Here is a 24,018-nt window from a genome sequence, read left to right on the forward strand (position 1 = left end):
TTTCATTCTTGATGAATATGGTTGGCACCTTCTAGTTACCTTGTCATTCTTTCTCTTTTCAGTATGGAATATAAAATTACATTTCAAACAAAAAAACAGCCAATAAATGACTGATCCTTTATTTCCAATTAATTCATATATAGGTTGCATATTAGGCTAGTTTTTGATTTATGAAGACATAAAAAAGCTCTCAGAATAATAAATATTCCGAGAGCCTCTTATCTTTGAAATCAGGATGCTTTGATCTCAGTTCAAATACTTTATTCTATTTTTGAATAAATTGTTGTGTCCAGACATTTCCTTTTGCATCATAACCTACACCAATATGTGTATAGTTTTTGTTCATAATGTTAGCGCGGTGACCTTCTGAATTCATCCAAGCTTTCACTACTTCTTCCGGTGTCTTTTGACCTTTGGCAATATTTTCGCCTGCTGATTTATACGTAATACCAAGAGATTTCATTTGGTCAAAAGGTGAACCGTAAGTTGGGCTTGTATGATCGAAATAATTCTTGTCTGCCATATCCTTAGATTTAGCTTTCGCAGAGCCCATCAATTTTGTATCTGCTTGTAAAGCAGGCAGACCTTCTTTTGCACGTTCTGCATTAGTCAAAGTGATGACTTGTTTTTCAAATTGAGAAGCAGATGTTGCATTAGAGTCAGTAGATGGTTTGCTTGGTGCATCAGTATTTGGTTTTGACGGTGTTGTTGTGTTTGTATCTGTATTTGGTTTTGATGTATCTGTATTCGGTTTTGATGTATCTGTATTCGGCTTAGTTGTAGGTTTATGCGTATTCGCATTTGTACCATTTGTAAAGCAGTTATTCAACATAATATAACGATGTGTATTATATTTAGTTGATTGATAATGCCATGTATGATTTGACATCGAAGTTTGCTTCGTATGTTCTTTCGTAACGGTTTTAGCTGAAGCATCTATTGCTCCGCTGTGCACTCCTGCTGTTAAAAGTAAGCTGAATGGGATTGCCCATTTTGTTAGTTTGTTCATCTTGCATTCCTCCTTGTCGTGTTCCAAGCTTAAACGAAGAATCAAGCAAAAAAGTCGCCAAGGATTGCCACTTTCTCCAACAAGGAGCTGAGACCGCAGAGTTATAGGGTTTTATTTGGAAGATAGTTGAAGTCTATCACCTTATTGCTATTCTAAGAGGGTTGACATCTCAATATTTTAGGCTTTAGGCAGGTCTAATTCATTCACATTTTCTCCGATAATCACTAGATTTGGTTCCATTTTCACATACTCAGGAAGCCATTGTGTTAATCCATATGCATACTGAAACAGCATAGGATTTCTAATTCCCTCGATTGGTACAAAGCCCTTCATTCGATAAACAGAATTAGGAAGCGTTTTAATCCATTCTTCAAATTTTTCTTGTGTAAAACTTTCCTCAGAATTGAAAGTAACAAGACGAGAACCTAAATGCAAATGCTCCCCAATGGTTGCTTGTTGAATAGAAGCCGGCCTAGCTGTAGCTTGTAATCTTTGAAGATACTTAATCGGTAGAGAGGCATTGGTTGTTTGAACGATCAGCGCATGTGAATTAATATTCTGCATCTCAAAAGTAACTTTTGCCCTTTCTGATTCTGTCAGTAAATCCATCTTATTTGCCAAAATCAAATGTGCATGGCGAATCTGCTCTAAAAATAAGGAACGTGTTTGGATTGACATACCTTCTCTTTCCAACCAACGTTTACTATCAGCGACAGTGACAATACCTTTAATATTTAACTCATTTGCAAATAGCGGTGAATAGACTGCATCTAATGCTTCTACTGGATGAGCCGCTCCAGTGGTTTCTATAATAAGCACATCAAACTCAGAATCTGCTAACAGTGATTGAATTTGTGCCTCCGTTTTTTCGGCACCTGTACAACAAATGCATCCATTTAGCATTTCTTTTAAAGGTATATTTTCCTCGATTGCTTGTGAATCAAAATTTAAAGCCCCTAGCTCATTCATGATAATGGCTGGTTTTAAATTCTGTTCTTTCAATTGGCGAATGGTATCCATTAATAAGGTTGTTTTGCCGCTTCCTAAGAAACCGCTGAATAAATATACATCTTTCATTTTAAATCTCCTTCTATTTAACTGCTCTTTCAGCAGAGAATGTATTTCCCTCCAAAAAGGGACAAACAGTTCGTAAATGTATCTTCACTAAATATAGTGATAGAGTCTTTTCAAAAAAGAGCTGACAAATGAATGCCAGCTCCTTAACTAATCTATTTCATTTCAGCTTTTACAATGCTTGCTGCTTTTTTCAGCTGTGGATCTTCTTTTTTGATTTTCAAGCGAATTTTATTCATTAATGCGTACGTTGTATCGCCTTTCAGAATACCTGTTTCCTTCAACTTGTTGTCTTTCTGGAATTGTTCCACCGCTAACTTCGTTGAGGCATCGTATAAACCATCAATTTTACCAGGGTTATAACCTGCAGCTTGAAGTAATTTTTCAGCAACTTTAACGCTATCAGATAATGCACCTTCCTTGAAGGTTTTATCAGGGTCCAAATAAGGAAGTGATGCATAGCTTGGATAGTTCACTTTTACATTAGGCTTTATGCCCCTTTCATGAATCCAGTTACCTTTTGGTGTTAACCATTTCGCCATTGTGAATTTAAGATTAGATCCGTCCGGTAGATTCTCAGCGGTTTGCATCGTCCCTTTACCAAATGAAGTTTCACCTACTAATTTGATATGGGAGGACTCATTTAATGCTCCTGCTAAGATTTCAGAAGCTGATGCACTTCCTCCATCGATAAGAACAGTTGTTGGCACTTTTACCTTACGGCCATCTTCTGCTTTATAGACTTGTTTATTGCCTGAACGGTCTTCGAATTGTACGATTGGTTGTCCTTTTGGAACAAATAGATTTGCAATATTCTCTACTGATTCAACCAAGCCACCTGGATTTTGACGAACATCCAGAACCAACCCTTTCATACCTTTTTCTTCCATATCATCTAATGCACTAAGCAACTCTTTATAAGTACCATCTGAGAAGCTTGTGATTTGAATATGAGCAATTTTATTTTTCATCATTTCAGCATATACAGTTTCCACCGGAATGTCTGCACGAGTAATTTTAAAAGTGGTTAGCTTACTAGAACTTCCACGCTGGATTTCAAGTGTAACCTCTGTCCCCTTCTTACCGCGAATTAATAATACGGCTTGTGATGCTGTCATTCCATCAATAGATTTGCCATCTACTTTTTTAATAATATCGTTCGTTTTGATGCCTGATTTCTCTGCAGGCGAGTTTTTAATCGGTGATACGACCACAATATGGCCATCCTTCTCTTGCACCTCAGCACCTATGCCTTGGAAACTAGAAGAAATGCTTTCATTAAACGCTGAAGCTTCCTTTTTATTCATATAGTCAGAATATGGATCTCCTAATGCGCTGATCATTCCGTCTACTGCACCGTTTACTAGCTTGTCTGTATCAATTTTCTTGTAATAACCTTTTGATAGCTCATCGTATGCATTAAACAACTTTTGAAATTCGCCATGTGCTGGTGTGCGAACTTCCACTACTTTATCTTCGCCAACTGTTAACGCAAAAATCGTTATACCTGATGTACCAAGAACCAAAACCATGATCATCATGATGAAAGCAAATGGCTTCATACGTATGTATTTTCCTGTGACTTTCCCATGATTAGTATCTTGTTCTGATTGTGGTTCATTTTGTTCTTGTTCTTGCTTCGTTTTATCATCCATATTCGTTCACCACTTTCAATCTAAGAGTGTATAAAACACACCTTCTATCATAATAGCAGGAATTAAAGCGAACGAAAAGAAAAAGACTGCCAAAAATTCCTTGGCAGTCTTTTCACATCACTTAATCAAAAGATACATTGCAACTCACTGGTTTTGGTTCAAGCACCTTTGTTTCCATATACTTGTGGAATAACCATTCTCCTACCCCAAGCACAATAGAGGATAACAATGATGCGGCAAGAATATCCACAGTCTCTACATATAAAGCTGAACCCATGAAATAAATAATGACGAATGCTAAAACAGCATCCGAAAAGGTGGCAATAGTATTGCCCATTACATAGGCATAGCGCTTACTAAAGACGGTGAAGATAAGAATGTCTCCCAAAACAAAAGCAAAAATGGCAAGGACAAGGCTAATCCAGAGAGTCGTAGAAACATCTCCTCCATAAATGCCTGTATTAATGATTAATAGTATTGCTGCAGTCATAATTAGCTTTAGTATGAATGCACTCACATATTTCATCATTCTATCCCCTTTCGCATGACACAACATATAAATGATTAAATGAGTTGATTGATTAGATCAATCATGGGTTAGTATGAATTTTTTGGGTGATGATATACGTATTACTCCATTTGATTTACTCGCATAGCCTAAAATTTTCTGTCAAACGCTACTTCTTACATCATGAACTAATCTATAGGCACTAAAATGTACCTTTGGAACTTGTAAGTATCTATAGCACTTATAAGTACGTACTTTTCTTTATGGTGAATATATTTCATAATAGCTTTTGTACAGCAAGCTTTAACCATTAACAATTCGTTATTGATCATCTTGACGTTCAAATCATGTGGGACAATCGAACATTTTGAGTAATGGTTAACTTTATTGTTGGTAATACTATTAGTTCGTACAGGTTCTATAAATGCTCTTTTGAAAACATATTTGAAACATTCAATATGTGGCATAATAAGGTGTTTTTTCTGATTTAAAGGGAAGAGATATAAGTGTTAATATCACATTTCTTCACTTTTAAACAGGATAAATAAACGTTATTTGACAAGATAGAGTTGGTTCCTGTATGACGAAAATATAATTAAGTCCATTTCAGTTTATAACAATCAGGAGGTTTATTTATGGTAGCGAAAAACTTACAAGATACAACAACTTTGCATAACGGCTTAAAAATGCCATGGTTTGGTCTAGGCGTATTTAAAGTAGAGGAAGGGCCAGATTTAGTTAATGCTGTTAAAACAGCCATTAAACATGGTTACCGCAGCATTGATACTGCAGCTATTTATGGTAATGAAGAAGGAGTTGGCCAAGGAATCCGTGAAGGACTTAAAGAAGCCGGCATATCTAGAGAAGAATTATTTGTAACATCGAAAGTTTGGAACGACGATTTAGGGTATGAATCTACTTTAGCAGCGTACGAAACGAGCCTTAAAAAACTCGGATTGGATTATCTAGACCTATATTTGATTCATTGGCCTGTAGAAGGTAAATATAAAGATGCATGGAGAGCTTTAGAAACTCTTTACAAAGATGGACGAGTTAAAGCAATTGGGATGAGTAATTTCCAAATTCATCACCTTGAAGATTTAATGAAGGATGCAGAGGTTAAACCGATGATCAACCAAGTGGAATGCCACCCACGATTGACTCAAAAAGATCTTAAGTCATTCTGTCAAGAACATGGTATTCAACTGGAAGCCTGGTCTCCATTGATGCAAGGTCAATTATTGGATAACCCAGAGCTTAAGGAAATTGCCAATAAATATGATAAATCTATTGCACAAATTATTCTACGTTGGGACTTGCAAAATGGCATCGTGACAATTCCAAAATCGACTAAAGAACATCGTATTGTTGAAAATGCATCAATATTTGATTTTGAGCTAACAGCTGAAGATATGGAACAAATTGATAGCTTGAATCAAGATCATCGCGTTGGTCCAGATCCGGACAACTTTGACTTTTAATAAGAAATAAGGAGATATAGACGTTACTATTCGTCTATATCTTTTTTCTAAGGTATTTAAAGTATGTGGAGTGTTCCATACGAAGAAAAATTTAAACAAAATTTATTCTATAAAAGATAAGTTAATGTCTAAGAAAACAATCTGGGAGGGAACTACATGCAACTGAATTTAAAAGGAAAAACGGCATTAGTTACAGGATCTACTTCAGGCATTGGGAAAGCGATCGCTATGTCGCTAGTAGAAGAAGGTGCTACTGTACTGATTAATGGACGTCGTGAAGAAAAAGTGAATGAAACTATTGAAGAAATTAAATCAAAATATCCAGATGCAATTCTTCATTCAGCAGTAGCTGATTTAGGAACAGAACAAGGCTGCCAAAAAATGATTGAGGATTATGCGGAAATAGATATCCTTATTAATAACCTGGGAATTTTTGAACCTGCCGAATACTTTGATATCTCTGATGAAGAATGGTTTAAATTCTTTGAAACGAATATCATGAGTGGTGTTCGACTTACCCGTTGGTACTTAAATCAAATGATTCAAAAGAAAGCAGGAAGAGTCATCTTTATTGCCAGTGAAGCAGCGATCATGCCATCTCTTGAAATGGCTCATTATAGTGCAACGAAAACAATGCAGCTCTCACTCTCTCGCAGTTTAGCTGAGCTAACGAAAGGAACGAGCGTGACAGTTAATACGGTTATGCCGGGCTCTACTCTAACTGAAGGAGTAGAAACAATGTTAAACACGCTTTATCCTAACGAAAATTTGACAATGGAAGAAGCGGAAACTCGATTCATGAAAGAAAATCGTCCAACCTCTATCATTCAAAGATTAATCCGACCAGAAGAAATTGCCCATCTTGTCACTTTCTTAAGCAGTCCCCTAGCCTCAGCCATTAATGGCTCTGCCTTGCGAATAGACGGTGGGTTAGTTCGTAGTGTGTTTTAAAAATATGTATCAATAAACCGATTAAGTTTTAAAAAATATACCCTATAGGAGCAATCCTATGGGGTATATAAGTTTCTTGATTTTGTATTGAAAAATAAAAATATTAGAGTTATGACCGCATCGAAAGAAGCACCAAGCAGATGTATTATAAGTGTTTCCATTCCAAATATATTACCCAAAATAGAATGAAGATTGTGAAATTCGCCGGCAAATTTTACCATAATGTACATTAAGAAATTCCTTGTAATATATATGAAGATTAAGAATACTAGCAATTAGTGCATATATGTCTGGAGAGGCCCCTACACTATTGATAAGCAACTGAAAATCACCAATTTATGTTTTATTCTATTGATTTATCTGATTTTTCTAATGGCTATATTCTTTTTGCACCTTTTCCACCCTACTTTCAAGATATTCGATGAGATAAAGAAGAAATTTTTATTTTCCAATTGCCTTATTAACTGATTCAAAAGCATGAATTACTGTTGTATCAAATATTGGAACTTCGGAATCCTCTTCTTTTATTAATAATCCAATCTCTGTACATCCTAATATAATTCCTTCGGCTCCTCTATCAATTAAATTCTTGATAACTTTTTTAAAATATTCTTTTGACGCATGATTGATTTTCCCTAAACATAATTCTTCATAAATCACTTTATTTATAAGATCTATATCCTCATAAACTGGAATTAATACCTTTATATCATTGTCTTCAATTCTTGATTTGTAAAAGTCTTGGATCATTGTATATTTAGTTCCAAGTAATCCTACTGAATTCAATTTATTTTTCTTTATTTCATTTGCTGTTGCATCAGCAATATGTAGAATTGGTATATTTATTTTTTCTTCAATATAATTTATTACCTTATGCATTGTGTTTGTGCAAATAACAATAAAATCTGCTCCTGCCTTTTCTAAAGAGAATGCCACATCCCCCAAAGTGTGTCCGGCACTTTCCCAATCTCCACTTGCTTGATAACGTTCAATCTCTTCAAAGTCAACGCTATATAAAATACATTTGGCTGAATGTAATCCACCTAATTTATTCTTTATTTCTTCATTTATTCAACGGTAATATTCATTTGATGATTCCCAACTCATACCGCCAATTAATCCTATTGTTTTCAATGCACTAATCCCTCCTTATAGATTGTATGTGTAGGACTAACATCCTATATTCTTTAAATTCTATATTTTAAGAACCATTTCCTTCTTGTAGTAAAGCACTGTTAGAAATGTCTGTGATAATCTTACTCATAGATCCTTTTTTCATATACGATAGGCATTTAGAAATCATTAAAGTTTTCTTGTATTTCCCGGTCCTATATCTCTTCCTTAAATAATTAGAAACTATTTTTATTATAGAAAATTAATTCTTATACATTGTATTGAAATATTTAACAGCAAGTTCATTCACAATAAAAAAAGGTAAGGGCATTAGCCCTCACCTACTTTATTTCACTTCTTTTAAATAAGGTTTACTTGGAAGAGTGTCAAAATCATAACTTTCAACTTCATTCCAATCTTCAAAATAAGCATGTAAACTATCAGTAATCATCAAATTAATGATTTCTCCTTTTGGATTAAACAGTAGAACAGGTTTACCCATAGCATAAGCATAGCCTAATTCCCATGCTGTACCGGTATCATCATAGTTTTCTCCGATAATCCCAAATATCATATCCGCCCATTTAATGTGTTCCATATCGTTTTTAAATACGAATGTTCTCCATTCAAAAGAACCAAATTCGAATTCAGGTAATTGACTTTCTCTTGGTGAGAAGACCGTGTGCCCTAATGCCCTCAATACCTGTTCTGCTTTTTCTACATGTACAATTTCCTCTCTACCATCTACATCAAAGAATGGACTTGCAAGATAAATTTTAGCCATTTTGTTCCTCCTATTTTCAAACAACGATTAACTTTTTAATAAAGTTTATTCCTTAAATATTATCATTAAATATCAAGTAAAATCATTAAATTAAGATTTGGGCCGTATTGAAAACACTCGCCCTTTGCCTTATCTGCATTAATTTATTATCTATATGTATAATATATTAGTAAAAAAATCCTTACTCACCTAAGCGAGATTCCAATAATTTTCTCGTTTTTAAATCATAAATTTTATATTTCATTCCCCACATGTGGTCTTTGGTCACCGTAACCTTACAATAAAAAGGTATGGATGTGCCATAAGCATCAAGATCAGGAATCCCTTGAAACTCAAATTGTTCATCTGTATCAAGCACATTGATGGTTGTATCATTAGTGTGTCTTCCAAATGTTGATGATGTGATTTCTACAGTACATTTTCCTTTAAGAACTTCAAAATCCCTCGTTAATACAGATTTTAAACTTGGAATAGTAATCCATAAGAGAAAAATACCAATTAGAAAGAGTCCAAAAAATTTTAAAATTGTCCATTCAAATTCTCTAAGGCTATACATAAGGACAAAATAAGACAATGAAACTATTACTAAAAATGCACCTAAACCACATAAAAAATAATAAGATAAAATAATAAGCGCTCCTATCAACAAATAATTACTATATCTACGTAATTTAGACACAATAGTTTCAGAAGTATGTAAAAATCCTTTCCAAAAATATTATCTTTATTCTAATGCTGAAATTTATGGGGATTTTTTGCGTTATCAAAAAACAAAAACATAGGAAGATTGTAGACTCCTATGTTTTCATTCGCATTATTTTTCAGTTTGTTGTTGCTTCTTTTTCAAATACTCCGCACGTATTTTTTCAAGTTGCTGCTTTTTATCAAATTTGGCAGGTTTATTTTTTTCGTGATACTTAGTAACAGCTACCTGACCTTTGGTATCCAGTTGATATTTCCCCACTTTGCTCACCTACTTTCTTTGTCTTTAAAGAGAATATATTCAACAAACATAATTTTCTTTTTTAACGAAGTAAACCTTCCAATTATTTAATGAAAATTAAACCCAAAAAATGGCCAATCATAACTATATTTTAAACGTCACTTATGGTCACTGCTTTAAAATAAGACACAACTAGTCATGAATTGCCATTTCAAAAGCAGCTATCATCCGTTAGTTGGAGTGACCTATATTATGTTTAACGATTAATAAAATTTTTGATTTAACTGAGTTTATTTGTATATATAGTATCTTTAAATTGCAGTTAAAATCAATAAATTTATCTAAATTTCACGACTTGGTCGCTTTTTTAGTCGCTTAGTCACCTGTTTTTTTCTTTATTTTTGCGGCCATTTTCATATTTAATCTATTATGCAAGTCTGAAAGTTAAACCAAAGAAAGAAAACGACACAACTCCTGGTGGAGATTTAAAAGCAAAAATAACAGAAGTATCTAAGATGGATGGTAAAGAATATTAAAAGATTTAATACTACCTTCTTCCTCATTACCTTTTAACCTTATCCTCATTGGCTTCAGTCGCTTCCTCTCGATATGCCATTTTGAGATAAACGTACGCCCCTTTGAATCCGTTAAGCTTCAATTTATTTCCTTTGCTAATAATTTTTAACTCAACCAGTTTCTTAAACGCGCGGCTGACAGTGATTAAGAAAACGTATACTTCTTGCGTAATGGTTTAAGTGGCAAGCGTCCAAGTACTGTAAGTGTTAGTTCAAAACGGACTCGGCTTACTATAAATCCTTAGGAATATTTAATAATATAATGCCATTTTGCTTCTATGCTCGATTCCACCATGAAAATATCCATGTATAAATAAAATTTCAACTGGAAAAATATCAATGTACCTAAAAAGGAGGTTAAACTGGATGAAAAAATTAGCACCGCATGAGTCGTTGGATTTACATGAAGCCATTAACTTTAAAACACTCTGTTTAGCGAAGTCAAAGTTAATGCAAGGGCTGGTATTTGATCAAGAACTGAAGGCTTTAATGCAAAAGGATGTGGAACAATCCATACAAGCTCTTACTGAGTTAAAGACAATCTATGAACTTGCACCATTTCAAACACCTGTCCCTCAAAATCGTCCCACTCCAATCGTTAACTGAAAGGTAGGTAGCCAATTTGAATAATGATCACTTAGACCCAAGAAACTCTATGAACATACCCGAACTAGCAGATACAACTTTTGCTATGGATTTTTTACTTCGTGCAAAAGAAGGTGTTCGGAATACGGCCGTAGCCTTAACCGAGACCGCTTCACCTAATCTTAGAGCACTTTTACGTAAACAACTATTGCAAGGGATTGCTATGCATCAGGAAATAACGGAGCTGATGATTAATAAAAAATGGTTTCATCCTTATGAATTGAATGAACAGTATCAACTCGACCAGCTATCAGCTAAAAATACCATAATGGTTGGCAACATGAAACTGTTCCCAGGTGAAACGAATAGAAAAGGTATGTTTGATCGAACACCCGATTAACAATAAACTTAGGAGGTTCTAGATGAAAGCAGTAACTTATCAAGGAATTAAGAATGTGGAAGTGAAAGAAGTTCCAGATCCTCGGATTGAAAAGCCAGATGACATGATTATTAAAGTAACAAGCACAGCAATTTGTGGCTCTGATTTGCATTTAATTCATGGAATGATTCCTAATTTGCAAAAGGATTATGTAATCGGGCATGAACCAATGGGAATTGTTGAAGAGGTAGGACCTGGAGTAACTAAGGTAAAAAAGGGAGACAGAGTCATTATTCCTTTTAATATTGCCTGCGGTGAATGTGTCTATTGTAAAAATCAACTTGAAAGCCAATGCGATAATTCCAATGATAATGGAGAAATGGGAGCTTATTTCGGATACTCTGGTACAACTGGCGGCTACCCTGGTGGCCAAGCCGAATATTTACGAGTGCCCTTTGCCAACTTCACCCACTTTAAAATTCCGGAAAAATGTGAAGAACCTGATGAAAAATTAAGCGTTATCGCTGATGCAATGACTACGGGTTACTGGTCCGTAGACAATGCAGGTGTTAAAAACGGGGATACTGTAATTGTACTTGGCTGTGGTCCAGTTGGTCTTTTTGCTCAAAAGTTTTGTTGGCTTAAAGGAGCAAAGCGTGTAATAGCTGTAGATTATATTGATTACCGCTTGCAACATGCTAAACGTACAAATAACGTAGAAGTCGTAAATTTTGAACAATACGAAAATGTTGGAATGCATCTTTTAGAAATGACTAAGGGTGGAGCCGATGTTGTTATTGACGCAGTGGGCATGGATGGGAAAATGAGCGATTTAGAGTTCCTTGCGAGCGGATTAAAGCTTCAAGGTGGCACTATGAGCGCATTTATCATTGCTTCCCAAGCAGTAAAAAAAGGTGGAACCATTCAAGTTACAGGTGTATATGGAGGAAGGTACAATGGTTTCCCACTAGGGGATATTTTTCAACGTAATGTGAATATTCGCTCAGGACAAGCTCCAGTTATCCACTATATGCCATATATGTTTGAGTTAGTTTCTACAGGAAAAATCGATCCAAGCGATGTTGTGAGCCATGTACTGCCATTGAGTGATGCTAAACGTGGTTATGAAATCTTTGACAGAAGGACTGATAATTGTATTAAGGTCCTTCTCAAACCCTAATAAAGGAGGTTTATAAAGTGGATTATGCATTACATGAAGTCCTTGAGGTACAAGAAATCGCCACATATAAAACCCTTTGTTTAACTAAGTCCAAAACAATGAAAGGCCTAGTTTCTGATGAAGGACTAAAAAAAATATTGCAACAAGACGTTGATACTTCCACTAGACAATTACAGGAGTTTGCTTCCATCCTATCTAAAGCAAAGCCTAATTAGGAGTTGAAAGACATGAATACTATAATAAAAAAGTTAACTGGCATGGATGCTCTGACTGAACAAGTAGTAGCAATGGATTTACTCAATTCAGCTAAGAGTGGCATAAGAAATTATGCCATGGCCATTACTGAGTCAGGAACGCCAGAGATTAAAGCTACCCTTATTCGTCATTTAGAGGAATCTCTTGATATGCATGAAATAATTTTAAATTATGTAATGGAAAAAGGCTGGTACCAAGCATGGGATCGTGACAAGCAAACCGAATTAAATCTACAAAATATTGAAACCGTAATTAACTTACCCACTCTATAAATATACATCAAATAATGTATATTTTTTATAATTAACATAAAAGAGATTTAACCTAAAGGTGGCTATCAGACTGTAGACAAAGTCGACGAAAGTTGATTTTCCCTGCAGTCATTTTTTTATACACTTAAAGGTAAGCGGTACATGAAGTGATCCACAAAGGGTGCAATATCAAAATAACGAAGATGCTCTATTGCACTAGGATATACACTTCATATACCCTCTCATTTCCAATACCACAAGCACCAAGGTCAGATCCAAACTAAAATAAAAAAATGCAGATAGTCTAATGCTTTTTTAAAATAGGATGTTGCAGATTTTTATAATAACATCCTGTATATTTTATTAACTTAAATTAAACAAAACATTATGTTTTAAATAATTATACTGTTTTTCATTAGTATCTTTAGATGCTTCTTCTCTATTTGAAGGAATATCCCTATATATGATTTCTTCTATAAACTGAGAATCAGTAAAATCATATCGCTTTCCATTAATAATATTATAAAAATGCCATCCACCAGGCAACTTAGTTTTATTTATTTCTCCACCTAATATATCATTTACTACTAATGCTGTTACGCCGCATTGTCCGAGTGCAGGATTTTCCTTATTCCATTTTGAACTGGATTCTAAAGACCATGTTTTAAACAAAACATCCAATATTTCTTTAGTTTTATATGTTTTATTCTCCATTTTGAACTGCACCCTTTCATTCCTTTAATTTAGATTTCTTTCCCTTTGTATAGACTTTTACATACTGTTGATTTGCCATGTAATATCCTAATTACAAATTCCCAAATCTTATATTAGCGAATTATCTTGCTTCTTCTGTCTTGGTGAAGTGAATCTATCTCAATTCCTTATCCTTGTTTGGTCAGGTAATACCAAAAAAATCGCCAATTTTAGACCATGCTTTTATTAAATTTGTAATTCACAGATTAAAGCATGAGTATTATTTTCTGTATCTTTAAAAAATGCCATCCATGTTTCTGTGTGCCCTATTCTCGATACAACATGTGGTTCATCGATAAAAGTAACATTTTCACCTACTAAATACCCATAAATCTTATTAATATTTTCAACTTGAAAATAAATAACTGAACTTGAGTTAGTGAATTCCTCTTTTTCTGGGAGGCTTAACAGAAGTCGCAGACCGTTACATTCAAAAAAAGCCATGCTATCAGTTTTAAATAAAAGAGAAAGACCAAGTATGTCTTTATAAAAATGAATTGCTTTATCTAAATCTTTAACAGGTATCCCGACTTGTCCCACTTTTTGAATCATATTAGTTTCCATAAAATATTCTCCTTTCAAATTCAATTTTCTTTAGAATATACAATTTAACCTTTCTCTATATTTGTTAGGGTTCGCTAACACACCTACATGTTGATATAGTAGTTTTCTTTTGCAAACCCTTCCTTTCCTCTACTCAATACTACAGAACAAGAGATTAATCTTACATTTATAGCTTATTTAACAATAAAGATAACACCACTAGTATTAACTTTTTTGACCTGAACCAAATCCCAAAATATAACCATCCAAATCCTTGACGGAAAAATCTTTCCAAGAACCCCAGTCATATTCTATCAATTGAGGTTGTGACACAATAATTGCACCGTTCGTTTTGAACTCTTCATATAGTGCATCCAAAACATCATGATTTTTTACATATGAATAGGAATTCCAAATACCTTTATTAGGACGGATATCTTCTGAATTCATAGCTTCTACTAATTTGAAACCTAATCCGAAATCATCTCGAACTGCCCATTGTTCATTTACTTCGCATCCTAATGCATTTTCATAATAATGTTTAGATTCTTGAAAATTAGATACTAGTAACACAGTAACAGAATTATCAATCTTTGGCTTAATCATAATTTATCTATTCTCCTTTTAGTTGATATATAGATTTCCATATTGACACGAAAATCTCCTTTTAAAAGAGAATGAAAGATATTTTTTTCTGTTACCTGAAGAATATAAAGAGAAAATGGATTATATTCTGATTAATGCGGGGGGATTGTTTTATTCACCATGTTCTATCTTTACATGGAAAAGGTCCTAACATAACTAATCGCGATCGAATAGCTTATGTCATTTACTTATGGAAGGAAGTTCTAAATCTTTTGGAGAAGATCCGTCTAAAGATGTAAATGAATAGAAATCTTCTAGAAGAGCTAAAAGAGAGATCTTCATGCCATGCAAACAATTTTTGATTTAATACCACCCTTTGATTATCAAGAATGCCAGAGAGTTCATGGTCTTGATTAAAGATTTTTATAAATCAAAGACCGTCATCCGTATGCATAGCATATCAGAAAAAAAGACTTTCGAGGGGAATACATCGGATACCAAACGGCAATAATCTTAACGAAATCAAGGATCCTTGACTAAATCCTTGATTGTGATATGGGTATTCATTTCACTATAGTGAGCGAACAACGATTAAATAACAATAGATAGGAGTTTTTTGCATGAAATCTAGTTGTACCTAATACAACAGTCTATTACCAAAATCCTTATTTCCCACCTTACCACTATCCAGCTCAAGAAATACAAATTGGATGGAGGAAAGAAACTTGTAACTTCGGTAATGGATTTTTTCTTTTTCAATGCAATAAATAAGTGAGGACTTTGTTTATTATAAAGTTAGCAAACTAACTTGTGACAGTACTTTAAGGCTCCATTCATATACTGATTCAAAAAGCGGTTAATAAGACACTGTTATTAATCTTTATGAAAGAATATACAAGAAGAACATGGCTATACCGAAATTAAACGAGCATAATATACCTTTATCACTTCGCAAAAGGCAAAGAAAAAGCAAGCGACTCGCTAAACGACATCCTAATAAATGGTCGTTTTTTGGTCGCCTGCTTTATTTGATTTAACTTTATTGCACCTTAAAACGTTGATATATCAACTAATCTTGAATAGCTGCTTCAAGAGCAACTACCATCATGTCATTGAAAGTAGTTTGACGTTCCTCAGATGAAGTAGCTTCACCTGTTAGAAGGTGGTCAGATACTGTAAGAACAGATAGTGCTTGACGGTTGAATTTAGCAGCTAGTGTGTAAAGTGCAGCTGTTTCCATTTCGACTGCCAATACGCCATAATCTGCTAATTTTTCGTTTTGATTGTCTTCTCCGTAGAAAAGGTCAGCAGTATAAACGTTACCGACACGCAAGTGTAAACCTGCTTCTTCTCCTGCTTTGTAAGCTTTTTTTAATAAATCGAAATCAGCTGTTGGCGCATAATCAATGCCTTTAAAGATAATTTCATTCATTTTAGAGTCTGTAGTAGCAGATTGAGCAAGAATCACATCACGAACCTTTACATCGCGTTTTAGAGCGCCGCAAGTACCAACACGGATCAGTTTTTGACATCCGTACTCTTGCATTAACTCTGTTGTGTAAATTGAAATGGAAGGTACGCCCATGCCTGTACCTTGTACAGAAACACGTTTGCCTTTATATGTACCTGTATAGCCGAACATATTACGAACTTCGTTGTATTGAGTAACATCTTCTAAGAAAGTTTCTGCAATATATTTTGCACGAAGTGGATCTCCTGGAAGTAATACGATCTCTGCAATATCGCCTTGTTTGGCATTAATATGAATACTCATTTTGTATCCCCTTTTCTTTTGACTATAACACATTTATTATAATCAATATTTATAATACATACACCCTTATTGTAGCAAGAACGTCTGACATCTGACAAATATTATTCTGAAAATTTTTCTTCATATAATTGCCATAACTCATCAAAAACTGTGGCTTTTAATTGGTCATTATCGTTTTCCTCTATATATTTCGACAGAGCGGAGAAATCCTCCTCTGCTTTAGGAAAACTATGATCATCAAATGCTGCTTCCGCAAAGTCTGCCTTTGGATCATTTTTTCCTCCTCTAAATGTTAATACATATTGGTAAAATGAAGGTTTCACTTGATTCCCCTCCGTTTCAGTAAGAATATTTAACATAATTGTACCCGTTCGCCTCTAATTTACACAGAAAGTTGAATTTTCAAGTGCAAAGTAATACACTTTGCGTTTCTAATTAAGGAAATAAGGGAATCTACTTTCACTAGTCTATCATATCATGCTAGCAATGCCATTTTTACTAATACAGCATGAAAAATATCTTTTTTTAGCCTTTAAACCTATTCACTTTCTAGTTCTTTGCACTTATAATTCATAATTATCAACTATTTTATATATTTAATAAAAAATAGAAGGAAGTGATTGAATTGGCAGATAAAAATTTCGAAAATTTAATTCATTTAAACTCATCGTTAATACCTAATAGTAACCCTTTTTCTCAAGAAGAAAGTCCAATCACTTTTGCTCTATTAAATATGCTTTCATCACTAGCAGAAAACCATCCAGATACTTTTCTAATTCTTTCGTCCAGTGGGAAGGTAATTATACAGAATAAAGAAACTTTCCATATCTTGGGTGAGGAAATAAATGAAATACAAGATTTTGAATCTATTGCAAAGAAATCATACAGAACTATACATACAGCATTTTTACATGCTGTCTCAGGCAATACCCAACGATATGAGATCGAAGTTACTAATTATAAATACGGGACGCTTCATGTCTTATTTACATTTATCCCATTAATTTACGAAGAGAAGGTAGAGGCTGTCTATTTAGTGATGAGTGATATGACTGAACAAGTGAAATTAAAAGACACCTTACTTTCCAGCCAAAAGCATTTAAACAACGCTCAGCAAATAGCCGAAATTGGAAGTTTTGAATATTGGATAGCTGAAGACCGCCTTAAATGCTCAAAGCACTTTTTTAAACTCTTTGGATTGCCACAAACACCCAGCATGAAAATGGAAGAACCCTTTAAATTAGTTCATCCAGATGATTATAGATTAATTTATGATCAAGTGCAAAAGGCTATTAGAGGGAAAGATTACACAACTGAATTTCGTATTTATCATGGCTTAACGGGCAATCTCCGCTACATAAAAGTGAAAGCAGTCGTCCTATGGAAGAATGGAATTCCTTATAAACTAAATGGCGTCATTAAAGATGAGACAGCAGAGAAACTGCTAGAATCGGAACTGAAGGATACTATAGCACGTTATGCCTTTATTTTTGACAATCTAACAGCTGGCATTTGGATGAGGGATGCAGAAACGGGAAAAATGATTTTTTCCTCCAAAGGAATGGAAGATATCCTAAAAATTCCGTTAGAAACTTTATATACAGATAAAGATATCTGGAGAAATATGGTCCACCCTTGTCATCACCATGAAATCGGTCCTTACTTAGAGAAAAGCGCGAAAGGAGAAAGTGCAAAGTTTACCTATCGATTAATTGATGGTGCAGGTGATGTTAAATGGCTGTTCGAGCAAACAATCCCCACCACGAATGAAAAGGGAGATGCAACAATTCTTTTTGGATTTGTAACTGATATCACCCATGAAAAGTTTCTAGAAGAGAAAATCAACCATTTGGCACGTTATGATGCTATTACAAATTTACCAAATCAGCATAGTATCTACGAAGTGATGGAAAGCTTATGTAACAGAAAACACCCATTTGCTTTGCTTTATTTGGATATTGACCGGCTAAATATAATAAATGATTCTTTAGGCTATCATATCGGTGATGAAGCGTTGAAAACTCTTGCAAATCGTTTTAGTAAACTAATGCCTCCAAACAGTTATTTCGGAAGGCTCAATAGCAATGATTTTATCGTATTACTTTGGAAAATCCAAGATAAGGAAGAGGTATACTCATTAGCTGAAATGCTTATTACTGTAAGTAGAAAACCATTAACCATACAGGAATTTGAAATGCATCTATCAACAAGTATTGGCATTAGCTTTTATGGTATAGATGGTACGGATAAGCAAACATTACTGGAAAATGCGCACTCAGCATTATATCATGCAAAACGGCAAGGTAAAGCAAACTATCAAGTATATTCATATACAGACAGTATCCATTCTTATAAAAAATATAATTTAGATCAAGATATGCGGAAAGCGATTAACAATGAGGAATTTGAAATTTTTTATCAGCCTCAAGTTGAACCGATCAGTGGTGCTATATACGGAGCGGAAGCACTATTGCGTTGGAATCATCCTGAATGGGGATATGTTTCGCCCGGTGAGTTTATACCTTTGGCGGAAGAAAACCACCTCATAAATGCTATTACAGATTGGGTGATTGAAAAAGTATGCGCCCAGCTTAAAAACTGGAAAGACGAGGGAATTGATTTAAAACCAATTGCTATTAATATCTCACCAACACGCTTTATGAAAAAAGGGTTAGCCGAATATGTAAAAACTCTACTTACTCGATATGATATTTCAGCAACATTTATCGAATTAGAAATCACTGAAAGTACTCTTCTGCAGAATGAGAAAAATGTGTTGTCTTCACTTCAACAATTAAGAGATTTAGGGATTAAAATAGCAATAGATGACTTTGGGACAGGTTATTCTTCCCTTATGTCAATTCGGACTTTTAAACCGGATATTATCAAGATTGATCAAATTTTCACACGGCATATAACCAGTGAGGGTAGTGTGGATAAAGGCATCATACTTTCGATTATCCATTTAGCGAAAGAGCTGGGAATGACTGTTGTGGCTGAAGGTGTGGAAGAATATGAACAGTTACAATTCTTACTCCATAATGGCTGCCATTATATACAGGGTTATCTTTTTTCAAAGCCTCTACAAAAAAAAGATTTCTATCAAATTCTAAAAACTGGCTCTCTTTCTCCTAGTAGTGCCTATAAACTCACTATAATTGACCAAGAACGGCGTGCATTTATACGTTTTCAATTACCTACTTACGTTCAAGCAGATATGACCTTAATAGAAATGCAAAACGAAAAAGTCGAAGTAGGTACAAACAAGATTCTCATCGAAAATATCAGCTTTGGCGGTATGAAAATTATCTCTTCGATGAATTTGGCCATACAACCCCAGATGAAATATCAATTTTGTTTTAGTCTTTTAAACAAAAAGTTCATTTTAAATGGAGTACTCAAATGGCAAAATGAAGTGAAGGGTTCTCTTTTTGCATACGGTGTTGCATTTCTACTAGAGGAAGAGGATGAAACATCTCTTGCTTCTACGATACATCTATTAAACAAATTAAATGAATCCAGTAAACAGATCCCAGACACAGATTTTATCTACACAAACCCGGTAGAATACTTTTCTATTTATAAGTAATACCCAAAAAGGCAACAACGCTGTATTGCGCTGTTGCCTTCTTTTATTGTTTTTATAAATCAAACAGCTTTTCATATTCGCTATAGCCTTCAGAAGCTAAATCTTCTTTAGGGATGAAACGAAGAGCTGCTGAGTTAATGCAATAACGAAGTCCACCTGTTTCTTGTGGCCCATCTGGGAATACGTGACCAAGATGAGAATCCCCCTCTTTACTACGTACTTCTACACGCTGCATACCAAAGCTTGTATCTTTATGTTCGGAAACTTGTTCCTCTTTGATAGGTTTAGTAAATGCAGGCCAACCACACCCAGAGTTATACTTGTCTTTCGACGTAAAGAGCGGTTCTCCAGAAACAATGTCTACATAAATCCCTTCTTCAAAATGCTCATCATATTCATTTGTGAAAGGAGCTTCTGTCCCTCTTTCTTGAGTAACATGGTATTGCAGCGGTGTTAACTCTTTCAATTTGTCCTCTTTATTCATTATGAGACCCCCAATTTTGCTGTTGAAATGCTGTTCTTCCTGACCCAATGGAATAAAGCTCGTAATGAGTCGGGTTTTTTTTATAATAATGTTGATGATAATCCTCGGCTGGATAGAACTTTTTAGCTTCTAATATTTTCGTCGCAATGGGTTTATTAAATTTCCCTGATTCCTCTAGTCTCTTTCTAGACTCTTCTGCAATTCTCTTTTGATCTTCATCATGATAAAATATCGCTGTCATATAGGATTTGCCTCGATCATGAAACTGGCCGCCTGCATCGGTTGGATCGATAAGGGTCCAGAATGTTTCAACTAACTTTTCATATGGATAAACTTCTGGATCAAATGTAATTTGTACTGCTTCATAGTGACCAGTTAAATCTGTGCATACCTGTTCATAGCTTGGGTTTTCAACATAACCTCCTGTATAGCCTGATATGACGGATTCAATACCTGACTGTTCATCAAATGGTTTTACCATACACCAGAAACAGCCTCCTGCAAATGTTGCAATAGATGTTGACATATATTACGCCCTCCCTATTTAGTAGGAATGATTACATCAAGTATAATGCGATTCTTATCTAAATTGAATTCTTTTGCTTGTACATGCCCTATTAAGTTTTCACCAAGAGGGATATCAATATCAGTAAGATTAAAATAAATTTGTTCTTCTTTCGGCTGAATGACCATCCAGCTAGGCAAATCAACGGAGTCCTTCAATAGTTTGAGAGCTGTATTTGGCGGTATATCAAGCATGCCGACTTCAACAGTTTTTTGTTTCAAGAGTAAATTACCCTCTTCTAATGAAGGTTCAAACGTCATGGTAATAGGCAATTCCATTTCAAATACGGTCAATGTACTGTTTAATGTGACATCTTGATCAACTTCCATTGTGACTGGAATTTTAGACGTTTTCATCGAACTTTCAATCAATCGATTTGCCATATTTTCAAAATCTTTTTTGGTCGTTTGTACTTCTAAATGACTGCCATTGGGTAATTGCTTAACAGTTGGATTAGGTGTTGTATCAATCGGTCTTGTAATTAAATAGAAGAATGATACAATAGCTACAATCACAAGTGTAAAGAGCAATAGAAAGGCTATTTTCCATTTATTCATCTATACTATCCTCCTGAAAATCAAATTGTCCTTGTGATAGTTTTTTTAGATTTTCTTCTTCAAGTGTTTCGATAATGCGAGCAGTCATTTGATCATACCCTCTAGCATTGGGATGAAAGAAATCAGTATGATAAACCAAATTCGCGTTTGTATCAAATAAATCCTCTACATTTACAAAAACAGCATATGGATCATTCTCCGCAAAGCCTCTAATATCAGAATTCCATTCATCCATGATCGTGTTCATTTCCGACTCTTCTTTGGTAAAGATCGTCAACGGATTATATACACCGATCAAGATGATAGGAGCTATGGGATTACGTTCCCTAATCATTTGCATTATGGTCTCATAACGCTGCTGAAATTTGGGTCTTCCTTTATCAAAGTCTTTCTTTTTTAATTCTGTGATATGTTCACGTACAATCTTCATTAAATCATTGCCGCCAATAGTCAACGTGATTATATTAGCTTTTCTCAGTGTATCGTCAAGCTTGCCAGATTGTAATTGGTCAATGAGTTGATCGCTTCTTCTACCTTTTTTAGCCTCATTGTGGATTGTCACAGATTTTACGCCTTGCCATGTTTCCATATCGGTTTTTAAACGGCCCACATATCCTTCATTTTCCGCTTCATCGCCTACTCCCTGGGTTAGCGAATCCCCGAGTGCTACGTACTGGACATCCTTGGGTTTAAACATTTGTGTCACCAATATTTTTTTGGTTTCTTCTTTTATATTATGCACGGCGTCCTGTGTTTCACAGCCAGCGAGCATTACAACAGACAGCAAATAAACTATCCACTTTTTCATTATTTTGCCCTCCTTTCACATCGGCTCTGTCGCTCAAAATGAAAGAAGGCAGGGAACTTCCCTGCCGCCTAAATTAATCAGTATAGTAAGAAAAGCCAATTGCACCTGGCCCTGTATGTGTACTAATAATTGGCGACGTATAGCCAAATTTTACATCATGATAGCCTGTCTCTTCAATCCTAGTTTTTAGAGGGTTTGCCATCTCTAAACCATTCGCATGTGCAATGCCAACACCTCGAACAACACGTCCCTCTGTGTCTTGGATGTATTGATTGGTTAGATATTTGACTACTTGTTTATGACTTCGCACTTTTGCTACAGGATTATAGTCGCCTGTCTCTAAGTTGGCAATCGGTTTAATGTTTAATAAAGAACCGATCATGCCCATCCCTTTTCCGATACGTCCGCCCTTAACCAGGTTTTCTAGTGTATCTACTACAACAAAAAGGTGGGTATGTTCTCGCACATAGTCGATTCTTTGTAAAATCTCATCCATGCTTTTGCCTTCTTTAGCCATCTGTGCTGCTTCTAACACCTGAAAGCCAAGCCCAAATGAAGTAAATCGAGAATCAACAACGACTACATTTGTATCAGTCATGGTAGCTGCAGCTTCCGCAGATTTCACGGTGCCGCTCATACTTCCTGTCATAGTAATAACTAATACTTCATCGCCATTCTTCCCAATCTCATCAAATAACTCTTTAAACACCCCTACTGCTGGCTGAGAGCTTTTAGGCAATTCAGTAGACTCTGCCATTTTTTCTAAAAATTCAATCGGATTTAAATTAACACCATCTATATATGTTTCATTATTTATTTGAATTGATAGCGGTACCACATGAATGTTGTATAGTTCAATTTCACTTTTAGTTAATTCTCCAGTCGAATCTGTTACAATTTGAATTCGTCCCATAATGACACTTCCTTTTATTCCATCCACTGTTTTAAGTATTTATACTTTATTTTACCCGTCTACAGCTGTTCAAACATGTGACATTTGTCAATTGTTTGGGGGAGAATAAGAACTTTTTGTGAAGTATTTATCTATACAATATGCAGAGATACCTTGAAAGTTTAATAACACCATAATTAAATGATTACCCATATCCACTATAGATATTCTACGTTATTTTAGGTTATGATTTTTTATAGACAATATAAGAATATTTGATATGGTCTTCTGTTTCATGTATCTCTGACTCAGAAGCTTTCTTCCATTCATCACCATAGACCGGGAAGTATGTATCCCCTTTAAAGGCATGTTGTATTTTCGTTATATACAAGATATCTGCAACTGGAAGTGCCATTTTAAATAATTGCTCTCCACCGATTACCATAATTTCTTTGTTTTCTTTTTCCGCTTCTTTCAAAGCTTCTTCAAAAGAATGGACCACCGTTGCTCCTTCTACTTGATATAATGGATCTCTTGTCACGACAATACTTGTTCTTCCAGGCAATGGCTTGCCGATAGATTCGAATGTTTTACGCCCCATAATCATTGGTTTACCCATTGTTGTTTTTTTGAAAAATGCAAGATCCTCTGGCAAATACCAAGGAATTTTATTTTGATAACCAATCACTCGATTTTCATCATGCGCTACAATTAATGAAATCATA

Annotated in this window: 26 protein-coding genes and 1 pseudogene; 8 read left to right on the forward strand and 19 right to left on the reverse strand. The window is 34.8% G+C overall.

Annotation, left to right across the window (positions count from 1 at the left end; translation table 11 throughout):
- Positions 1-265 precede the first annotated feature (265 nt).
- From M2M59_RS09290 to M2M59_RS09305, 4 genes are all read right to left on the reverse strand, one after another.
- The gene (locus M2M59_RS09290; RefSeq protein WP_249774414.1) at positions 266-1,009 is read right to left on the reverse strand and encodes a CAP domain-containing protein; all 744 of its coding nucleotides are present in this window, start codon (positions 1,007-1,009) and stop codon (positions 266-268) included.
- 177 nt (positions 1,010-1,186) lie between these two features.
- A complete protein-coding gene (locus M2M59_RS09295) occupies positions 1,187-2,086 on the reverse strand; it encodes a CobW family GTP-binding protein (protein ID WP_249774415.1) in 900 nt (299 codons plus the stop codon).
- Between the two features lie 152 nt (positions 2,087-2,238).
- Positions 2,239-3,738: a lmo1851 family serine protease gene (locus M2M59_RS09300; RefSeq protein WP_305882078.1), complete on the reverse strand. Its 1,500-nt coding sequence runs from the start codon at positions 3,736-3,738 to the stop codon at positions 2,239-2,241.
- 121 nt (positions 3,739-3,859) lie between these two features.
- The gene (locus M2M59_RS09305) at positions 3,860-4,264 is read right to left on the reverse strand and encodes a DUF2512 family protein (RefSeq protein ID WP_190323429.1); all 405 of its coding nucleotides are present in this window, start codon (positions 4,262-4,264) and stop codon (positions 3,860-3,862) included.
- Positions 4,265-4,881: 617 nt separating this feature from the next.
- On the opposite strand from M2M59_RS09305, the gene M2M59_RS09310 reads away from it, so the two are divergent.
- Complete coding sequence (locus M2M59_RS09310; RefSeq protein WP_249774416.1) at positions 4,882-5,727, forward strand: aldo/keto reductase; 846 nt, start codon at positions 4,882-4,884, stop codon at positions 5,725-5,727.
- Positions 5,728-5,883: 156 nt separating this feature from the next.
- Positions 5,884-6,678: an SDR family NAD(P)-dependent oxidoreductase gene (locus tag M2M59_RS09315; protein ID WP_249774417.1), complete on the forward strand. Its 795-nt coding sequence runs from the start codon at positions 5,884-5,886 to the stop codon at positions 6,676-6,678.
- 441 nt (positions 6,679-7,119) lie between these two features.
- On the opposite strand, the pseudogene M2M59_RS09320 reads toward M2M59_RS09315, so the two are convergent.
- From M2M59_RS09320 to M2M59_RS09335, 4 genes and pseudogenes are all read right to left on the reverse strand, one after another.
- A pseudogene (locus M2M59_RS09320) lies at positions 7,120-7,812 on the reverse strand (aspartate/glutamate racemase family protein).
- A 325-nt stretch (positions 7,813-8,137) separates the two neighbouring features.
- The gene (locus M2M59_RS09325) at positions 8,138-8,575 is read right to left on the reverse strand and encodes a nucleoside 2-deoxyribosyltransferase (RefSeq protein ID WP_147196864.1); all 438 of its coding nucleotides are present in this window, start codon (positions 8,573-8,575) and stop codon (positions 8,138-8,140) included.
- 181 nt (positions 8,576-8,756) lie between these two features.
- Positions 8,757-9,254 (reverse strand): hypothetical protein, encoded by a 498-nt coding sequence (locus M2M59_RS09330; RefSeq protein ID WP_249774418.1) that lies wholly within the window; start codon positions 9,252-9,254, stop codon positions 8,757-8,759.
- A gap of 135 nt (positions 9,255-9,389) precedes the next feature.
- Positions 9,390-9,539, reverse strand: coding sequence for a hypothetical protein (locus tag M2M59_RS09335; protein WP_184117462.1), 150 nt, complete (start codon positions 9,537-9,539; stop codon positions 9,390-9,392).
- 920 nt (positions 9,540-10,459) lie between these two features.
- Here M2M59_RS09335 and M2M59_RS09340 point away from each other — a divergent pair.
- The 5 genes from M2M59_RS09340 to M2M59_RS09360 are packed head-to-tail and all read left to right on the forward strand — an operon-like array spanning position 10,460 to position 12,764.
- Positions 10,460-10,699, forward strand: coding sequence for a spore gernimation protein GerQ (locus M2M59_RS09340; RefSeq protein ID WP_249774419.1), 240 nt, complete (start codon positions 10,460-10,462; stop codon positions 10,697-10,699).
- A 16-nt stretch (positions 10,700-10,715) separates the two neighbouring features.
- Positions 10,716-11,078 (forward strand): spore coat protein, encoded by a 363-nt coding sequence (locus tag M2M59_RS09345; RefSeq protein WP_249774420.1) that lies wholly within the window; start codon positions 10,716-10,718, stop codon positions 11,076-11,078.
- Between the two features lie 22 nt (positions 11,079-11,100).
- On the forward strand, positions 11,101-12,237 hold the full coding sequence (locus tag M2M59_RS09350; protein ID WP_249774421.1) for a zinc-dependent alcohol dehydrogenase: 1,137 nt from the start codon (positions 11,101-11,103) through the stop codon (positions 12,235-12,237).
- Positions 12,238-12,254: 17 nt separating this feature from the next.
- Complete coding sequence (locus M2M59_RS09355; protein WP_249774422.1) at positions 12,255-12,452, forward strand: hypothetical protein; 198 nt, start codon at positions 12,255-12,257, stop codon at positions 12,450-12,452.
- 12 nt (positions 12,453-12,464) lie between these two features.
- Complete coding sequence (locus M2M59_RS09360; RefSeq protein ID WP_249774423.1) at positions 12,465-12,764, forward strand: spore coat protein; 300 nt, start codon at positions 12,465-12,467, stop codon at positions 12,762-12,764.
- A 342-nt stretch (positions 12,765-13,106) separates the two neighbouring features.
- Here the strand turns inward: M2M59_RS09360 and M2M59_RS09365 are convergent, their stop codons facing one another.
- The 5 genes from M2M59_RS09365 to M2M59_RS09385 all read right to left on the reverse strand — a co-directional run bounded on the left by M2M59_RS09365 (position 13,107) and on the right by M2M59_RS09385 (position 16,721).
- Positions 13,107-13,457, reverse strand: coding sequence for a YunG family protein (locus M2M59_RS09365; protein WP_249774424.1), 351 nt, complete (start codon positions 13,455-13,457; stop codon positions 13,107-13,109).
- 225 nt (positions 13,458-13,682) lie between these two features.
- Entirely contained in the window at positions 13,683-14,060 is a 378-nt protein-coding gene (locus tag M2M59_RS09370) for a VOC family protein (protein ID WP_249774425.1), read from the reverse strand.
- 204 nt (positions 14,061-14,264) lie between these two features.
- Positions 14,265-14,645: a VOC family protein gene (locus M2M59_RS09375; RefSeq protein ID WP_249774426.1), complete on the reverse strand. Its 381-nt coding sequence runs from the start codon at positions 14,643-14,645 to the stop codon at positions 14,265-14,267.
- Between the two features lie 1,048 nt (positions 14,646-15,693).
- The gene (deoD, locus tag M2M59_RS09380; RefSeq protein WP_066788093.1) at positions 15,694-16,398 is read right to left on the reverse strand and encodes a purine-nucleoside phosphorylase; all 705 of its coding nucleotides are present in this window, start codon (positions 16,396-16,398) and stop codon (positions 15,694-15,696) included.
- Between the two features lie 101 nt (positions 16,399-16,499).
- Complete coding sequence (locus M2M59_RS09385) at positions 16,500-16,721, reverse strand: YozE family protein (RefSeq protein ID WP_066791881.1); 222 nt, start codon at positions 16,719-16,721, stop codon at positions 16,500-16,502.
- 302 nt (positions 16,722-17,023) lie between these two features.
- Between M2M59_RS09385 and M2M59_RS09390 the strand changes: the two genes are divergently transcribed.
- Positions 17,024-19,987: an EAL domain-containing protein gene (locus M2M59_RS09390; protein WP_249774427.1), complete on the forward strand. Its 2,964-nt coding sequence runs from the start codon at positions 17,024-17,026 to the stop codon at positions 19,985-19,987.
- Positions 19,988-20,039: 52 nt separating this feature from the next.
- Here M2M59_RS09390 and msrB read toward each other — a convergent pair whose 3' ends face one another.
- The 6 genes from msrB to M2M59_RS09420 form a co-directional block, all read right to left on the reverse strand.
- Positions 20,040-20,471 carry a peptide-methionine (R)-S-oxide reductase MsrB gene (gene msrB / locus M2M59_RS09395; RefSeq protein WP_147196855.1) on the reverse strand — a complete coding sequence of 144 codons (432 nt, stop codon included), beginning with the start codon at positions 20,469-20,471 and terminating at the stop codon, positions 20,040-20,042.
- The gene (gene msrA, locus M2M59_RS09400; protein WP_066788102.1) at positions 20,464-20,997 is read right to left on the reverse strand and encodes a peptide-methionine (S)-S-oxide reductase MsrA; all 534 of its coding nucleotides are present in this window, start codon (positions 20,995-20,997) and stop codon (positions 20,464-20,466) included. The genes msrB and msrA overlap by 8 nt, the downstream gene beginning before the upstream one ends.
- Before the next feature lie 14 nt (positions 20,998-21,011).
- Entirely contained in the window at positions 21,012-21,593 is a 582-nt protein-coding gene (locus M2M59_RS09405; protein ID WP_066788105.1) for a YpmS family protein, read from the reverse strand.
- A complete protein-coding gene (locus M2M59_RS09410) occupies positions 21,586-22,401 on the reverse strand; it encodes a GDSL-type esterase/lipase family protein (protein WP_249774428.1) in 816 nt (271 codons plus the stop codon). Before M2M59_RS09410 ends, M2M59_RS09405 begins: the two co-directional genes overlap by 8 nt.
- Positions 22,402-22,474: 73 nt before the next feature.
- Entirely contained in the window at positions 22,475-23,314 is an 840-nt protein-coding gene (locus M2M59_RS09415; RefSeq protein WP_066788113.1) for a DegV family protein, read from the reverse strand.
- Positions 23,315-23,537: 223 nt separating this feature from the next.
- Entirely contained in the window at positions 23,538-24,017 is a 480-nt protein-coding gene (locus tag M2M59_RS09420; protein ID WP_150284610.1) for a dihydrofolate reductase, read from the reverse strand.
- Position 24,018 lies beyond the last annotated feature (1 nt).

The sequence above is a fragment of the Rummeliibacillus sp. G93 genome, from assembly GCF_023515935.1.
Taxonomy (GTDB): domain Bacteria; phylum Bacillota; class Bacilli; order Bacillales_A; family Planococcaceae; genus Rummeliibacillus; species Rummeliibacillus stabekisii.

Excerpts from the sequence above, each read along its gene's own strand:
- M2M59_RS09290 (WP_249774414.1), bottom strand. The coding sequence starts at position 1,009 with ATGAACAAACTAACAAAATGGGCAATCCCATTCAGCTTACTTTTAACA.
- M2M59_RS09295 (WP_249774415.1), bottom strand. The coding sequence starts at position 2,086 with ATGAAAGATGTATATTTATTCAGCGGTTTCTTAGGAAGCGGCAAAACA.
- M2M59_RS09300 (WP_305882078.1), bottom strand. The coding sequence starts at position 3,738 with ATGGATGATAAAACGAAGCAAGAACAAGAACAAAATGAACCACAATCA.
- M2M59_RS09305 (WP_190323429.1), bottom strand. The coding sequence starts at position 4,264 with ATGAAATATGTGAGTGCATTCATACTAAAGCTAATTATGACTGCAGCA.
- M2M59_RS09310 (WP_249774416.1), top strand. The coding sequence starts at position 4,882 with ATGGTAGCGAAAAACTTACAAGATACAACAACTTTGCATAACGGCTTA.
- M2M59_RS09315 (WP_249774417.1), top strand. The coding sequence starts at position 5,884 with ATGCAACTGAATTTAAAAGGAAAAACGGCATTAGTTACAGGATCTACT.
- M2M59_RS09325 (WP_147196864.1), bottom strand. The coding sequence starts at position 8,575 with ATGGCTAAAATTTATCTTGCAAGTCCATTCTTTGATGTAGATGGTAGA.
- M2M59_RS09340 (WP_249774419.1), top strand. The coding sequence starts at position 10,460 with ATGAAAAAATTAGCACCGCATGAGTCGTTGGATTTACATGAAGCCATT.
- M2M59_RS09350 (WP_249774421.1), top strand. The coding sequence starts at position 11,101 with ATGAAAGCAGTAACTTATCAAGGAATTAAGAATGTGGAAGTGAAAGAA.
- M2M59_RS09360 (WP_249774423.1), top strand. The coding sequence starts at position 12,465 with ATGAATACTATAATAAAAAAGTTAACTGGCATGGATGCTCTGACTGAA.
- M2M59_RS09365 (WP_249774424.1), bottom strand. The coding sequence starts at position 13,457 with ATGGAGAATAAAACATATAAAACTAAAGAAATATTGGATGTTTTGTTT.
- M2M59_RS09370 (WP_249774425.1), bottom strand. The coding sequence starts at position 14,060 with ATGGAAACTAATATGATTCAAAAAGTGGGACAAGTCGGGATACCTGTT.
- M2M59_RS09375 (WP_249774426.1), bottom strand. The coding sequence starts at position 14,645 with ATGATTAAGCCAAAGATTGATAATTCTGTTACTGTGTTACTAGTATCT.
- deoD (WP_066788093.1), bottom strand. The coding sequence starts at position 16,398 with ATGAGTATTCATATTAATGCCAAACAAGGCGATATTGCAGAGATCGTA.
- msrB (WP_147196855.1), bottom strand. The coding sequence starts at position 20,471 with ATGAATAAAGAGGACAAATTGAAAGAGTTAACACCGCTGCAATACCAT.
- msrA (WP_066788102.1), bottom strand. The coding sequence starts at position 20,997 with ATGTCAACATCTATTGCAACATTTGCAGGAGGCTGTTTCTGGTGTATG.
- M2M59_RS09405 (WP_066788105.1), bottom strand. The coding sequence starts at position 21,593 with ATGAATAAATGGAAAATAGCCTTTCTATTGCTCTTTACACTTGTGATT.
- M2M59_RS09410 (WP_249774428.1), bottom strand. The coding sequence starts at position 22,401 with ATGAAAAAGTGGATAGTTTATTTGCTGTCTGTTGTAATGCTCGCTGGC.
- M2M59_RS09415 (WP_066788113.1), bottom strand. The coding sequence starts at position 23,314 with ATGGGACGAATTCAAATTGTAACAGATTCGACTGGAGAATTAACTAAA.
- M2M59_RS09420 (WP_150284610.1), bottom strand. The coding sequence starts at position 24,017 with ATGATTTCATTAATTGTAGCGCATGATGAAAATCGAGTGATTGGTTAT.